The organism is Hydrogenophaga sp. GW101-3F08, from assembly GCF_059424585.1.
In genome coordinates this window covers 179,898-192,933 of the sequence record NZ_JBWKZP010000008.1, presented here as the reverse complement: position 1 = coordinate 192,933, position 13,036 = coordinate 179,898, and the positions used below count along the sequence as shown (strand labels likewise).

The window sequence follows — 13,036 nt, the reverse complement described above, 5'->3', positions numbered from 1 at the left end:
TGTCTCAGGTGTTCGGCGCCGTCTTGTGGCTCCAGACCATGGTGATCGCCAGGATGCCCAACACCACACCCAGCGACACCGCCACCGGGATCTTGAACACGTCGATCAGCACCATCTTGCCGCCGATGAACACCAGGATCACGGCCAGGCCATAGTTCAGCAGGTGGAAGCGGCTGGCCGCCGCCTGCAACAGGAAGAACATCGCGCGCAGGCCCAGGATGGCGAACACGTTGCTGGTCAGCACGATGAACGGATCGGCGGTGATGGCGAAGATCGCCGGGATCGAGTCCACCGCGAAGATCACGTCGGTCAGCGCCACCATGGCGATCACCATCAGCAGCGGCGTGGCGATCTTCCTGCCGTTCTCCAGCGTCCAGAACCGCTCGCCGTCGTAGTGCCGGCTCACCGGCAACAGTTTGCGCAGCAGCTTCAGGGCCGGGTTGTCGTTCAGGTCGGGCTCCTGGCCGGCGGCCAGCCACATCTTCACACCCGTGAGCACCAGGAAAGCACCGAACAGGTACAGCAGCCAGTGGAACTCCGCCAGCAGCCAGCCGCCCACCAGGATCATCCCCGTGCGCAGCACGATGGCGCCCACGATGCCGATCATCAGCACCCGCTTCTGGTAGGCCGCGGGCACCGCGAAGTAGCTGAAGATCAGCAGGAAGACAAAGATGTTGTCCACCGCCAGGCTTTTCTCGATCAGGTAGCCGGTCAGGAACTCCAGCGACTTCTCGTTCGCCAACGCGGTCGAGCCGGTGCTGTCCTTCACCGCCCACCACAGCAGGCCATTGAACAGAAAACTCAAGCCCACCCAGATCAGCGACCAGTTGACCGCTTCCTTCACGCCCACGGCGTGGGCGCCCTGCTTCTTGAGCACGACGAAATCGACAAACAGCGCCGCCAGCACGAAGCCGACGAACACCAGCCAGAGCCACAGGGGCGCGATGGTTTCCATGAATGACAAGACCTTTTCTGAACGGACGGTGTTGATGAACAAACACCCTCCAAGGTCTGGCCGGAGCCGGGCGTGGCGCCCGACCCGGGGTTTCCGGTGGCCTAAATCGCAAGCGATCAGGCCACGTATTGACGGAAACCCCACCCGCCGGGGCCGGGCTGTGCGTCCGGAGGCGGGTTGGTTACTCCCCTTGATGGGAAGCCGCGATTGTGGGGGGCCGAGGCGTGTGCGGCAAGGTGAAGGACCTTCAGAAATCTCCTGAAGGTCGGCTTCGGCGGGCGCTGTCCACGCAAGATGCGCACGCGAAGGGAGCAACGTCTACTCCCTCCATGTTTCGATTGCTGACAATTTGACGCTTCATTTCTTCTGCCAGGTGGCGATGACTCTCTGGAGTCCAGGTTCGTCACATGGAGGTTCTGAAATGAGTTTCACAGACGACATTGAAGCGTGGTTGCTGGAGGTTGACCTCTGGACCCCGCGTGAAACGGAAGACCTGGTCGCTGCGCTGCGGCAGGGCCACACCGTGGGCATGTTCGAGTTCACTTCCAGTCGCCACGGCCAGCGGTGCTTCATCAAGACGGCCCACGTCGACCGCATCCTCGTGCTGGCGACCAGCCAGGCCCGGTCCGACATGGTTGTGCTGCTCACCCGGTCCCTGGACGGGGCCAACGACGGAAGCAAACCCATGGCGCACTGGTTCGCCCCATCCACCTTCGCGGCTCAAACCGGTACGGCATCCCGGCTGATGTAGGCGCGACAGCTTCCGTCCGCACCCGTTCAGGCGGCTGCGGTGGCCTCTCGGTAGAAAGGGGAACGACCTTGCGCCAGGTGGCGTGGCGCCTGACTCGCCACCGCCTCATGGATCGCCCCGATGTGCTGCGGCGTGGTCCCGCAGCAGCCGCCCACGATGTTCACCAGCCCCTCGGCGGCGAACTCGCGCAGCAGGCGGCTGGTCACGTCCGGCGTTTCGTCGAAGCCGGTGTCGCTCATGGGGTTGGGCAGGCCGGCGTTGGGGTAGCAGCTGATGAAGGTGTCGCCCGCGACCTTGGCCAGTTCCTGGATATAGGGGCGCATCAGCGTGGCGCCCAGGGCGCAGTTCAGGCCCACGGCCAGGGGCTGGATGTGGCGCACGCTGGCCCAGAAGGCGGTGACGGTCTGGCCGCTCAGGATGCGGCCGGAGGCATCGGTCACGGTGCCGCTGATGATGACGGGCAGGCGCTCACCACTGTTTTCAAAATACTCGTCGATGGCGAACAGCGCGGCCTTGGCGTTGAGGGTGTCGAAGATGGTTTCCACCAGCAGCAGGTCGGCCCCGCCTTCGACCAGCGCTTCCACCTGCTCGTAGTACGCGGCACGCAGTTGCTCGAAACTGACGTTGCGGGCACCGGCGTCGTTCACGTCGGGACTGATGCTGGCGGTCTTGGGCGTGGGGCCCAGGGCGCCGGCGACGAAGCGCGGCTTGTCGGGCGTGCTGAACTTGTCGCAGGCCTCGCGGGCGATGCGGGCCGAGGCCAGGTTCATCTCGCGCGCCAGACCCGCCATGTCGTAGTCCTCCTGCGCGATGGTGGTCGCGCCGAAGGTGTTGGTCTCGATGATGTCGGCGCCGGCGGCCAGGTAGCCCTCGTGGATGTCGCGGATCACGTCCGGGCGCGTCAGGCTCAGCAGCTCGTTGTTGCCTTTGACGTCCTTGTGGAAGTCCTTGAAGCGCTCGCCGCGGTACTGCGCCTCGCCCAGTTTGAAGCGCTGGATCATGGTGCCCATGGCACCGTCGAGGATGGCGATGCGTTGCTGGAGGATGTCGGGCAGCGCCTGGGCGCGGGTGTAGGCGGTCGGTTTCATGCCCCGATTGTAGGAAGACACCGGCACACCCGCGAGGCCTGCGGGCTTTGGCTGTGCCGTCAAGGCCCGGCCAACACGCCGATGCGGTAGGTGGTGAGCAACTGGGTCGCCTCGGGCGAATGCGGCCGGCCCTTGGTTTTGGTCTTGTAGGCCTCCGATGCTTCTTTGCCGCACCAGGGCACGATGACGCTGGGCCGGGTCGGGTGCTCGGGCAGGTAGGCGGTGAGGTCGTAGACCGCGCCGTCGATGGCCATCCAGCAGTCCGTCTCCACCGCATGTCGGGCCACGTCGGCGAGCGCGTAGCGCTTCTCGGCCACCACCGACGCTTTGGCGGGCGCGGGGGCGGTGGATGTGCCCGTGGCGGCGAACACCGTGATGGCGATCCAGAAGAGAGCGGTGGCCAGCAGAACCAGTTTGCGCATGATGTTTCACCTGAAGTCAAAGCACTCGAAATGAACGTGGGACGCGGCCACGCCGCGCTCGCGCAGCCGCTGAACGGCCGCGCCCAGCAGGCCGGGGGGGCCGCACAGGAAACAATGCATCCCACGCAGTTCATCCGCATCGGGCAAGAGCTGGCCGAGGTCCGGCGTGGTGTCGCCGGTGTCGACGATCTGCAACCGGAGCCGGGGTTGTGTCGCGGCCAGCGAGGCGAGTTCGGCCGCGTAGGGCGCGCCCGCATGGTCGCGGTGCAGGTAGATCAGGTGCACCGGGTGCGCCAGGGGGCCGTTGCGCAGCGCGGCGACAAAAGGCGTGATGCCGATGCCCCCCGCCAACCACAGGCTGGGCCCTGCGCCATCGGCAAGGAAACGGCCAAACGGTCCCTGCACGCGGGCTTCGGTGCCGGGCTGCGCCTGCTGCAGCCGCTGCGTGCAGTCGCCCAGGGCCTTGATGCCCAGCACCAAGCGGCCATCGGCGCCCATGGCGCTGATCGTGAAGGGGTGGTATTCGCCGCAACCCTGGAAGCGCGGGCCGGCCAAGAAAGCGGCCAACACGAACTGCCCGGGCTGTGCGCCCAAGGGGCGCGCCAAGGGCTGCAGCGTCACTTCGACGGTCGACGGCGAGAGCTGTTCGACGCCCCGCACCACGTAGGGCAGCGCACCCAGCCCCTGGTCGGCGCGGAACACCCGCCACAGCAGCAAGGCCAGCACCAGCACCGGCACCGCCAGCAGCACGCCATCCAACCCCAGCAGCACCAGATGCGCCGCGCCCACGACGACGGACAGCGAGAGCAGGTGGTGCAGCTTGCGCCAGACGGCGTACGGCAAGCCAGGCCACAGCGCGATCAGCAGGCCGGCCATCATGCACAGCAGCGACACCCACCCCGACCAGACCGGCCAACCCTGTTGCCACGGCGCGAGCGTGGCCCAGGCCACCGCGGGCGATTCGGCCCAGGCGCTGGCCGCCAGGGCCAGCGGGTGCGCCAGCAGCGCCAGGTAGGCCCACACACCCAGCCGGTGGTGCCAGCGGTACATGGGTTCCAGGCCACCCAGCCACCGCGCCAGCCGCGGCTCGCGGACCATGAGCAGCAGGCTGGCGAGCAGCAGGCCACAGCCCACCCACCCCGCGACGATGCCGCCGGCGCGCAGCCGCGGCACATCGGACGGGAAGGCCCAGAACACCAGCGTGCCGACCCCCATCGCCCCGATCAGGGGGTTCCACAGGGACGAGGGGCGAACCGGGTTGCGCATCGGTGGGCTCTAGGGTTGGGTGGCCGGCGGGCGCAGGTGTTCGCAGATGTCGCGGCGGCCCGGCTGCAGCGTCTGTCCACCGGCGCGGGCCCGGGCCTCCATCTGCGCGTGGTGGCGCAACTGGTAGGCGCGGCACTCGGCGAGGTTGGTGAAGGCGCGCACCGCGGCCTGGTGTTCGAGCCGCTCTTTGGGGGTCATGAGCGCCCACCCACGGGTGTTGCCCTCGCTCGCACGCCATGGCCCGGCAGCGCTGGCCGTGCCGACACAGATCAGAAGCAGGAAAAAGAACTGGCGCATGGTTCCGCTTTCAACGGAACCAGCATCGCAGACGCCGGGATTCCGATCTTGACGCGGCTCAAGAAAACGCCAGAAGCGCCTCCGACGCCGGCCTCACGGCCGATCCGCTCCGACGGATGAGCCCGGCGATGGTGGACGGGGCATGCCCGACAATAGGCGCCATGAAACACCTGCTCCCGAAGGAAGCCTGGGCCTGGCTGCAAGCCGAGACCGAGCGCCGCGCCGCGCTGGGCCAGGAACCGCCGCTGTTCCTCGACGTGCGCATGGAGATCGAGTCGCTCTACGTGGGCCGCCCGCCCGGCGTGGAGAACATCCCCTGGTACGAGTACCCCGACCTCACGCCCGACCCGGTGCGCTTCGCCGCGGCCGTGGCCGCCGAAGCGGGCGCCAAGGACCGGCCGATCCTGCTGATCTGCCGCAGCGGCAAGCGCACGCTGGACGCGGGCGTCGCGCTGGTGGCGGCCGGCTTCACCGACGTGACGCACGTGGTGCACGGCTTCGAGGGAGACCTGAACGACACCTTCAAGCGCTCCAGCCTGAACGGCTGGCGGTACGACGGCCTGCCCTGGGAACAAATGTGACCGCTGCCTTGGGATCACCCGCTGGCGTTGTTGCCACCGCTTGCCGTGCTGAAGCACTGTCTGCGCGCTGGCGCCTAGCCATCGGGTGCCCCAAGCCACCGGTTTCGCACCGCACTTCACATGATTGACATCTCCGAAAACGGCGAAACCCTCGAAGCCTGCGCCGGTGTGCTGCAGGAGGTGTTTGGCTACGACGCCTTCCGGGGCCCGCAGGCCGACATCGTGCGCCACGTGAGCGAGGGCGGCGACGCGCTGGTGCTCATGCCCACGGGCGGCGGCAAGTCGCTCTGTTACCAGATTCCGGCGATCGCGCGAGAGCGCGCCGGCCACGGGCTCACGGTGGTGGTCTCGCCGCTGATCGCGCTGATGCACGACCAGGTGGGCGCCCTGATCGAGGCCGGCGTGTCCGCCGCCTTCCTCAACTCCAGCCTCACGGGCGAGCAGGCCCAGCAGATCGAAAAGCAGATGCTGCGCGGCGAGCTGACCCTGCTCTACGCCGCGCCCGAACGCCTGACCACGCCGCGCTTCCTGGCGCTGCTCGATTCGCTGCACGAGCGCGGCAAGCTCAGCCTGTTCGCCATCGACGAGGCGCACTGCGTGAGCCAGTGGGGCCACGACTTCCGGCCCGAGTACCGTGCGCTGGTGGTGCTGCACGAGCGCTTCGCCGGCGTGCCGCGCGTGGCGCTCACCGCCACCGCCGACGACCTGACGCGCGAGGACATCGTGACGCACCTGCAGCTGCAGGACGCGCGCCGCTTCGTCAGCAGCTTCGACCGACCCAACATCCGCTACACCATCGTCGAGAAGAAGGACGGCTCCGCGCAGCTGATGCGCTTCATCCGCGACGAACACACCAGCGCGCAGGGCCACGACGCGGGCATCGTCTACTGCCAGTCGCGCAAGCGGGTGGAGGAAGTGGCGGGCATGCTGAACGACGCGGGCTTCAACGCCCTGCCCTACCACGCCGGCCTGGACGCGGCCCTGCGGCAACGCCACCAGGACCGTTTCCTGCGCGAAGAAGGCCTGATCATGGTCGCCACCATCGCCTTCGGCATGGGCATCGACAAGCCCGACGTGCGCTTCGTGGCCCACCTGGACATGCCCAAGAACATCGAGGGCTATTACCAGGAGACCGGCCGCGCCGGGCGCGACGGCGAGGCGGCCAACGCCTGGATGGTCTACGGCCTGCAGGACGTGGTGAACCAGCGCCGCATGATCGACGAAAGCCCAGCGGCCGACGAGTTCAAACAGGTGCTGCGCGGCAAGCTCGACGCCCTGCTCACGCTGGCCGAGGCCAGCGACTGCCGACGCACGCGCCTGCTGGCCTATTTCGGTGAAGCCAGCACGCCCTGCGGCAATTGCGACAACTGCATCAGCCCGCCCGCATTGGACGACGCCACCGAGTCCGCGCGCAAGCTGCTCTCGTGCATCTACCGCGTGCAGCAGTCCAGCGGCATGGCGTTTGGCGCCGGCCACATCATGGACATCCTGCGCGGCAAGGTCACCGAGAAGGTGACGCAGTACGGCCACGACAAGCTCAGCACCTTCGGCATCGGCGCCGACCTGGGCGAAACGCAGTGGCGCGCGCTGATGCGCCAGCTGATCGCACGCGAAGCGATTCACGTCGACTCGGCCCACTTCAACACCCTGCACCTGGCCGACGCGGCGCGCGCCATCCTCAAGGGTGAGAGCCAGGTCTGGCTGCGCCAGCTGAGCGAGAAGAAGGCCTCGTCGCGCAGCAAGAGCGCGCGCGCCAGCCAGACCGCGCGGGCGCCGGACGGCCAGCCGCTCAGCCTGTCCGAACGCGACTGCCTGGACGCGCTCAAGGCCTGGCGCGCCGAGGTGGCGCGCGAGCACAACCTGCCGGCCTTCGTGATCTTTCACGACAGCACGCTGCGCGCCATCGCCGCGCAGAAGCCCCGCACGCTGGCCGATCTGGACGGCATCGCCGGCCTGGGTCAGAAAAAGCGCGAAGCCTACGGCGCGGACGTGCTGCGGGTGGTGAGTGCTTTCGATTGAGTGGTGGCGGCCCATGGCGGCCGTTGTGTCAACCATCGTCTGACGCCCGGAAAACGGCCCGACCACTCGTCGGGCAAGTAGATGTGTTTGGGCTGCGCAGGGTCAAGGCGGGGCGCCGTTTGCCGATGTCTACTGTGAGCCCGGAACCACCATTTCGGGGCCCGTGAACATCACGCGATGGAGCCCATCATGTTTTTCAAACTGCCCTGGTTCAACAGCCTCAAGGCCAGACACGACGAGAAGTACCGCGACACGCAAGTGCTCGAAATGGACTTTCTCGTGGACGAGTTTCACGACGCGATGGCCGACATCCAGGACCCGATGCGCACCCGGCTGCACGCAGCGCTGATCTCGTGCGAGAACCCCAAGGACCTGTGGTTCCTGCGCGGCAAGCTGTTCAACCTGATTTCCAAACACCACTGCGAGTTCGTGGCGAACGAGCGTGTGGCCCGCCTCGACCAGAAGCTGCGCTTCTTCGTGGGCCACCACCCGGACCACTCGCCGGAAGAGCTGCCGTCGGGGCCGATGGCGTTGATGCACTGAGCCCGCGCACCGGCTTTCGAACGTCTCCGCCGCCCGGTTTCCCGGGCGGTTTTTTTTCGCCCTTGCTAAAGGTCCAGCACCAGCCGGGCGCTGCGGGCGCGTGAGCAGCAGGGCAGAAACTGGTCGTTGGCGGCCTGCTCTTCGGGCGTGAGGTAGTGGTCGCGGTGGTCGGGCTGGCCGCTTTTCACCCGCGTGAGGCAGGTGCCGCACACGCCCTGTTCGCACGACATGGGAATGTCCAGGCCGGCGTCGAGCAGGGCCTGCAGGGCGGTGGTGCCGGCCCGCACCGGAATCACCCGCCCGCTGCTGGCGATCTCGATGTCAAAGGCCGCGTCCTGGTCGCTCGCCACCGGAGCGGCGCCAAAGAACTCGTAATGCAGGCGCTCCTCGGGCCAGCCCTGGGCGCGCGCGGTGCCGAGCACCGCGTCCATGAAGCCCTGCGGCCCGCACACGTAGAGGTGGGTGCCGGCATCGCAGGCGCTCAGCAGGGCGGCGATGTCCAGCTTCTGCGCGGCGTCGCCGTCGTCGTGGTGCAGCCGCACCTGGCCGGCGTAGGCCGCCGCACCCAGGCGCTCGACGAACGCGGTTCGCTCGCGCGAGCGGGTGCAGTAGTGCAGCTCGAACGCCGCGCCCTGCGCGCTCAGCGCCTCGGCCATGGCCAGCATGGGGGTGACGCCGATGCCACCGGCCAGCAGCAGATGCCGTTGCGCCTGGGCGGCCAGCGGGAAGTGGTTCTTGGGCGCGCTGATGCTCAACACGTCGCCCTCGTGCACGGCCTCGTGCACGGCCTGCGAGCCGCCACGCGACTGGGCGTCGCGCAGCACCGCGATCTGGTAGCGCCGCGTGTCGCCCGGCGTGTTGCACAGCGAGTACTGGCGCACCAGGCCGCCGGGCAGGTGCATGTCGAGGTGTGCCCCCGCGGTGAACGCTGGCAGGGGCAGGCCCTGGGGGTGCTCCAGTTCGAGGCTGCAAATGTCCTGGGCTTCCTGGCGCTTGCGCGCCACGCGCACCGTGAGCGTGTCGCCGGCGGTGGTCATGGGGATACCTGGCTTTCGGCGGCAATCACCCGGTCGATCACGCGGCGCGACTGCACGCCACCGGTGTCGATGTTGAGCTTGAGCAGCCCGCGCTGCGGCCAGGTCAGCAGGTTGGCCTGCTGGCGCTCCAGCATCTCCAGGTCTTCCGCGAAGATCTTGCCCTGCCCCTCGCGGATCTGCGCGGTGAGCGCCTTGTCCTGCGGGTTGAACTGGCGCGCCATGCCCCAGAAGTAGTGCATCGAGGTGTCGGTCTCGGGGGTGATGAAGTCGATCACCTGGCTGTAGACCTTGTGCTCCTTGGGCGCGTTGTAGCCGCCGTGGCCGGCGTGGGCCACGCCCACCTCGATGATCACGTGGCTCGGCGGCGTGAAGCGGCAGATCTGCCAGCGGTCCACCGGCACGTCGTCGGCCAGGTGGTTGGCGCGCAGGGCCATCTTCCAGAACGGCGGCGCCATGATGTTTTCCATGTAGCGGCTGGTGATCACCGTGTCGCCCTCGACCACGGTCTTGCAGGGCGTCTCGTCGATCTCTTTCTGGCCGATGCTGGTGGAGTGCACATAGGTCTCGTGCGTCAGGTCCATCAGGTTGTCGACCATCAGCCGGTAGTCGGCCTTGACGTGGTAGAGGCCACCGCCGTAGGCCCACTCGGGGTTGTCGTACCACGCCATGTGGGGGATCAGGGCCGGGTCGGCGAGCGCGGCGTCGCCGGGCCAGACCCAGATGAAGCCGTAGCGCTCCTGCACCGGGTAGCTCTTGATGGCCGGAAAGCCGCCCACGCGCTGGCCGGGCATGGCCACCGTCTTGCCGTTGCAGCCCATTTCCAGGCCGTGGTAACCGCAGACCAGCTTGCCTTCGCTGACGTAGCCCAGCGAGAGCGGCGCGCCGCGGTGCGGGCAGAAGTCTTCCACCGCCGCGACCTCGTTGGCGGCCACGCGGTAGAACGCGATGCGCTCGTTGCAGATGGTGCGGCCCAGCGGTTTCACGTCGATCTCGTCGGGCGTGCAGGCCACGTACCAGGTGTTTTTCGGGAACATGATGGCGTCTCCTTGTTCAGTATGCTGAATGTGATTCATTGTACTGAATGAAAGACCGCAAAAACAAGCGGCCCGATCCCGGGTTAACCCTGATCCGGGCCGCCGTCCGTCGGGTCGTTGAGATGCACGAACTTGCGCAGCAGGCGCAGGAATTCGACCTGTTCACCGGGCGTGAGCGAGCCCAGCAATTGGCTGTACATGGGGTTGACCTTGGGCAGCATGGCGTCGAGCACCGCCTGGCCTTCGGGCGTGAGCAGCAGGCGCCGCTGGCGCCGCGCCATGAGCTCGCGCACGATCCAGCCCTTGCCTTCGAGGCGCGCGGCGATGTCGGCGGTGGTGGAGGTGTCCAGGGCCACGCGCTGCGCCAGCGTGACCTGGTCGATGCCCGGCTCGTGCTGCAGGGCGCGCAGGATGGCGTATTGCACCGGCGTGATCTGGCGCCCGTGCGTTTCGTGAAAGGTGGACACCGCGATCTGGTGCGCGCGGCGCATCAGGTGACCGGGCTCGTTGAAGAGCTCGATGACCTCGGTGGGTGTTCTGGCATTCATGGCGGCGGCAGGGGGTCGAGACGGGTCGGCGGACTATAAACCCGCGCCGCGCGGCGCCCGGCGGGCGCGTGGGGTTTCAACTGTCGAGAAAGCCGATGCCGCGCGCCTCGCGCACCTCGGGTTTGATGCGGTGCTCGGCTTCGAGCTGGGCCATGAATTCGTCCGGGGCAAGCTCGGCCGCCAGGATCTCCATCTGGCGTTTGACGGCCGCGAAATCGCCCGGGCAGAGCTGGTCGAGCCGGGCCAGCCGCGTGGCCAGCGCCGCGTCCAGCCGCGACGCATCGCCGCCCAGCGCCTCGACCACGAACATGGTCTCGCGCTGCGCCGCCGTGAGCGGCTTGAAGCGGATCTTGAAAGTGAAGCGCCGCAGCGCCGCCTGGTCGATGCTGTCCATCAGGTTGGTGGTGCAGATGAAGACACCGGCGAAGCGCTCCATGCCCTGCAGCATCTCGTTGACCTCGGTCACCTCGTAGGTGCGCTGAGCACCACGACGGTCCTGCAGGAAGCTGTCGGCCTCGTCGAGCAGCAGCACGGCCTTTTCGGCCTCGGCCTCGCGGAACATGGCGGCCATCTGCTGCTCGGTCTCGCCCACGAACTTGCTCACCAGATCGCTGGCGCGGCGGACCATGAGCGGGCGCTCCAGCTGCTGGGCGATGTACTCGGCCAGCGCGGTCTTGCCGGTGCCGGGCGCGCCGTGGAAACACAGGCAGCCATGGCCGCGCGCCTTGAGCGCGCCGATGATGCGCGCCGGCTCGTAGCGCGACTCGACGTTGAGCATGTCCAGGCTGTACTGCGTCACGCTGGGGCGCTGCACCGTGTCGGGCGCGCGGCCCAGCGCGAGGTCGGCGTTCTTGAGCTGGCGCTCGATCAGGTCGTCGAGCAGGGCCGGGCCCGCGCCTCGCGCCGGGGCCTTGGCCGAACGCCGGGCCGCCGCCTTGGCCGGGTGCGCCGCCAGCTGGGCGAAGCGCACCGCGGTGCGGATCTGCGCGGGCGTGAGGCCCTTGCGCTCGGCCAGCCGACCCACCAGGGCGTCGGACACCGGCACGTCTTCCAGCGTCTTGCGCACCAGCTGCTCGCGCGCGCCGGGCGGCGGGCTCTTGAGTTCGAGGTGGTAGGCGAAGCGGCGGCGGAACGCCGGGTCGATCTGCTCGATGCGGTTGGTGACCCACAGGGTGGGCACGGCGTTGGTCTCCAGGATCTGGTTGACCCAGGCCTTGCCGCTGACGCTGCCGGTGTGGGGCGCGCTCACGTGCTCGGCCCGCGCCATGATCTGCGCCGCCTCGCTGGAGATCGGCGGGAACACGTCTTCCACCTCGTCGAACAGCAGCGCCGAGTGCGCCGTGCCCTTGAGGAACACCTGGGCGATCTGCAGCGAGCGGTAGCGGTCGCGGCCCGAGAGCGCGTTGCCGTCGCGGTCGGCGTACTCCACCTCGAACAGCTCCAGCCCCGCGGCCTGAGCCACCACGCGCGCCAGCTCGGTCTTGCCGGTGCCGGGCGGCCCGTAGAGCAGGATGTTGACGCCCGGCTCCTTGCGCGCCACAGCCTCGCGCAGCAGGCCCGAGAGCAGGCGCACGTCTTCGCCCACGAACTCGAAGTCTTTCTCGCTCAGCGTCGAGCGCGCGGCCGGCCGCGTGAACACCGCCATCAGCTCACTCTGCGTGCGGTACTCGCGCATCAGCACCGGGGGCAGCTTTTCGCTGACCTTCATGAGGTCGGCCAGGTCGGTGATGTTGTGCTCGGAGATCAGGTTCTCCACCATGCCGATGCGCTCCAGCCGCGAGCCCGCGCGCAACGCCTCGCCGACCTCGCTGGCCTTCACGCCGGCCACGTCGGCGATCGCCGCGTAGGCCTCGGGCGCGTTGTTCACCTTGAACTCGACCAGGATGGAGCGCAGGTCGCGCTGGTAGCGCGCCAGCGTGCCGTACAGCAGCAGGGCGCGCTCGGCGCGGTTGAGCTGCAGCAGGCCGGCCAGGGCGTCGATGTTCTTTTCCACCAGGGTGGACTGCTTCTTCAGCGCGTGGCTCAGCCACTCGCCCGTGACCGCCAGCACCGCGAGCAGGTCCTTGGGCGACTCCTTGGCGTATTCGTCGAGGTAGAAGAACAGCGTGCCTTCTTCATAGGGGCCGCGCCAGACACCGTAGCGCTCCATGAAGGCGCCCATGGTCAGGTGGTCGTGTCCGCTCCAGAGCTCGTTGTCCTTGCAGCGGCGCTCCAGGAATTCGCGCAAGCGCGTGAGCACGGTCAGCGGCCAGACCAGGTGCCGCCCCGCCAGCGACAGCAGGGTGTTGAGGTCCCGGCGCACGTTGAAGCGCGGCCCCTGGCGCGCGGCCAGGGTGAGCACGAAATGCGAACACATGAGGTCGAGCACCGGCGCCTGGCGCAGGCCATGCGGCACAAACACGCGCCCCTCGCGGGCATCGGGCAGGCCGCGCACCAGCGACGCGGCGTGCTCCCCCGTGCGTTTGTTCATCCGGTCACCTCCAGACGGCGTTCCA

Annotated in this window: 13 protein-coding genes; 4 read left to right on the top strand and 9 right to left on the bottom strand. The window is 68.1% G+C overall.

From position 1 onward, the window contains the following. Window positions 1–4: 4 nt before the first annotated feature. Window positions 5–955 carry a TerC family protein gene (locus AC07YZ_RS19570; RefSeq protein ID WP_494796016.1) on the bottom strand — a complete coding sequence of 317 codons (951 nt, stop codon included), beginning with the start codon at window positions 953–955 and terminating at the stop codon, window positions 5–7. Between the two features lie 421 nt (window positions 956–1,376). On the opposite strand from AC07YZ_RS19570, the gene AC07YZ_RS19565 reads away from it, so the two are divergent. Beyond that, the gene (locus tag AC07YZ_RS19565) at window positions 1,377–1,706 is read left to right on the top strand and encodes a hypothetical protein (RefSeq protein WP_494795965.1); all 330 of its coding nucleotides are present in this window, start codon (window positions 1,377–1,379) and stop codon (window positions 1,704–1,706) included. A 26-nt stretch (window positions 1,707–1,732) separates the two neighbouring features. Here AC07YZ_RS19565 and AC07YZ_RS19560 read toward each other — a convergent pair whose 3' ends face one another. The 4 genes from AC07YZ_RS19560 to AC07YZ_RS19545 are packed head-to-tail and all read right to left on the bottom strand — an operon-like array spanning window position 1,733 to window position 4,779. Next, the gene (locus AC07YZ_RS19560) at window positions 1,733–2,794 is read right to left on the bottom strand and encodes a homocysteine S-methyltransferase family protein (RefSeq protein WP_494795964.1); all 1,062 of its coding nucleotides are present in this window, start codon (window positions 2,792–2,794) and stop codon (window positions 1,733–1,735) included. Between the two features lie 59 nt (window positions 2,795–2,853). Beyond that, the gene (locus AC07YZ_RS19555) at window positions 2,854–3,216 is read right to left on the bottom strand and encodes a cytochrome b5 domain-containing protein (protein WP_494795963.1); all 363 of its coding nucleotides are present in this window, start codon (window positions 3,214–3,216) and stop codon (window positions 2,854–2,856) included. 6 nt (window positions 3,217–3,222) lie between these two features. Next, window positions 3,223–4,482, bottom strand: a complete 1,260-nt coding sequence (locus AC07YZ_RS19550; protein ID WP_494795962.1) for a ferric reductase-like transmembrane domain-containing protein — start codon at window positions 4,480–4,482, stop codon at window positions 3,223–3,225. A 9-nt stretch (window positions 4,483–4,491) separates the two neighbouring features. Continuing rightward, window positions 4,492–4,779 carry a hypothetical protein gene (locus AC07YZ_RS19545; RefSeq protein ID WP_494795961.1) on the bottom strand — a complete coding sequence of 96 codons (288 nt, stop codon included), beginning with the start codon at window positions 4,777–4,779 and terminating at the stop codon, window positions 4,492–4,494. A gap of 161 nt (window positions 4,780–4,940) precedes the next feature. Here AC07YZ_RS19545 and AC07YZ_RS19540 point away from each other — a divergent pair, with 161 nt between their 5' ends. The 3 genes from AC07YZ_RS19540 (at window position 4,941) to AC07YZ_RS19530 (ending at window position 7,922) form a co-directional block, all read left to right on the top strand. Continuing rightward, complete coding sequence (locus tag AC07YZ_RS19540) at window positions 4,941–5,360, top strand: rhodanese-like domain-containing protein (RefSeq protein WP_494795960.1); 420 nt, start codon at window positions 4,941–4,943, stop codon at window positions 5,358–5,360. Window positions 5,361–5,480: 120 nt separating this feature from the next. Then, window positions 5,481–7,379, top strand: a complete 1,899-nt coding sequence (recQ, locus tag AC07YZ_RS19535) for a DNA helicase RecQ (protein WP_494795959.1) — start codon at window positions 5,481–5,483, stop codon at window positions 7,377–7,379. A 189-nt stretch (window positions 7,380–7,568) separates the two neighbouring features. Continuing rightward, the gene (locus tag AC07YZ_RS19530) at window positions 7,569–7,922 is read left to right on the top strand and encodes a hypothetical protein (protein ID WP_226490799.1); all 354 of its coding nucleotides are present in this window, start codon (window positions 7,569–7,571) and stop codon (window positions 7,920–7,922) included. Between the two features lie 65 nt (window positions 7,923–7,987). On the opposite strand, the gene AC07YZ_RS19525 is transcribed toward AC07YZ_RS19530, so the two are convergent. The 4 genes from AC07YZ_RS19525 to AC07YZ_RS19510 all read right to left on the bottom strand — a co-directional run bounded on the left by AC07YZ_RS19525 (window position 7,988) and on the right by AC07YZ_RS19510 (window position 13,011). Further along, the gene (locus AC07YZ_RS19525) at window positions 7,988–8,959 is read right to left on the bottom strand and encodes a PDR/VanB family oxidoreductase (RefSeq protein ID WP_494795958.1); all 972 of its coding nucleotides are present in this window, start codon (window positions 8,957–8,959) and stop codon (window positions 7,988–7,990) included. Continuing rightward, window positions 8,956–9,993 carry a Rieske 2Fe-2S domain-containing protein gene (locus AC07YZ_RS19520; RefSeq protein WP_226490797.1) on the bottom strand — a complete coding sequence of 346 codons (1,038 nt, stop codon included), beginning with the start codon at window positions 9,991–9,993 and terminating at the stop codon, window positions 8,956–8,958. Before AC07YZ_RS19520 ends, AC07YZ_RS19525 begins: the two co-directional genes overlap by 4 nt. 83 nt (window positions 9,994–10,076) lie before the next feature. Continuing rightward, window positions 10,077–10,541: a MarR family winged helix-turn-helix transcriptional regulator gene (locus AC07YZ_RS19515; protein ID WP_226490796.1), complete on the bottom strand. Its 465-nt coding sequence runs from the start codon at window positions 10,539–10,541 to the stop codon at window positions 10,077–10,079. A 76-nt stretch (window positions 10,542–10,617) separates the two neighbouring features. Then, the gene (locus tag AC07YZ_RS19510; protein WP_494795957.1) at window positions 10,618–13,011 is read right to left on the bottom strand and encodes an ATP-binding protein; all 2,394 of its coding nucleotides are present in this window, start codon (window positions 13,009–13,011) and stop codon (window positions 10,618–10,620) included. Window positions 13,012–13,036 lie beyond the last annotated feature (25 nt).

Coding starts and splice junctions, on each gene's coding strand:
- AC07YZ_RS19570 (WP_494796016.1), bottom strand. CDS start 955: ATGGAAACCATCGCGCCCCTGTGGCTCTGGCTGGTGTTCGTCGGCTTC.
- AC07YZ_RS19565 (WP_494795965.1), top strand. CDS start 1,377: ATGAGTTTCACAGACGACATTGAAGCGTGGTTGCTGGAGGTTGACCTC.
- AC07YZ_RS19560 (WP_494795964.1), bottom strand. CDS start 2,794: ATGAAACCGACCGCCTACACCCGCGCCCAGGCGCTGCCCGACATCCTC.
- AC07YZ_RS19555 (WP_494795963.1), bottom strand. CDS start 3,216: ATGCGCAAACTGGTTCTGCTGGCCACCGCTCTCTTCTGGATCGCCATC.
- AC07YZ_RS19550 (WP_494795962.1), bottom strand. CDS start 4,482: ATGCGCAACCCGGTTCGCCCCTCGTCCCTGTGGAACCCCCTGATCGGG.
- AC07YZ_RS19545 (WP_494795961.1), bottom strand. CDS start 4,779: ATGCGCCAGTTCTTTTTCCTGCTTCTGATCTGTGTCGGCACGGCCAGC.
- AC07YZ_RS19540 (WP_494795960.1), top strand. CDS start 4,941: ATGAAACACCTGCTCCCGAAGGAAGCCTGGGCCTGGCTGCAAGCCGAG.
- recQ (WP_494795959.1), top strand. CDS start 5,481: ATGATTGACATCTCCGAAAACGGCGAAACCCTCGAAGCCTGCGCCGGT.
- AC07YZ_RS19530 (WP_226490799.1), top strand. CDS start 7,569: ATGTTTTTCAAACTGCCCTGGTTCAACAGCCTCAAGGCCAGACACGAC.
- AC07YZ_RS19525 (WP_494795958.1), bottom strand. CDS start 8,959: ATGACCACCGCCGGCGACACGCTCACGGTGCGCGTGGCGCGCAAGCGC.
- AC07YZ_RS19520 (WP_226490797.1), bottom strand. CDS start 9,993: ATGTTCCCGAAAAACACCTGGTACGTGGCCTGCACGCCCGACGAGATC.
- AC07YZ_RS19515 (WP_226490796.1), bottom strand. CDS start 10,541: ATGAATGCCAGAACACCCACCGAGGTCATCGAGCTCTTCAACGAGCCC.
- AC07YZ_RS19510 (WP_494795957.1), bottom strand. CDS start 13,011: ATGAACAAACGCACGGGGGAGCACGCCGCGTCGCTGGTGCGCGGCCTG.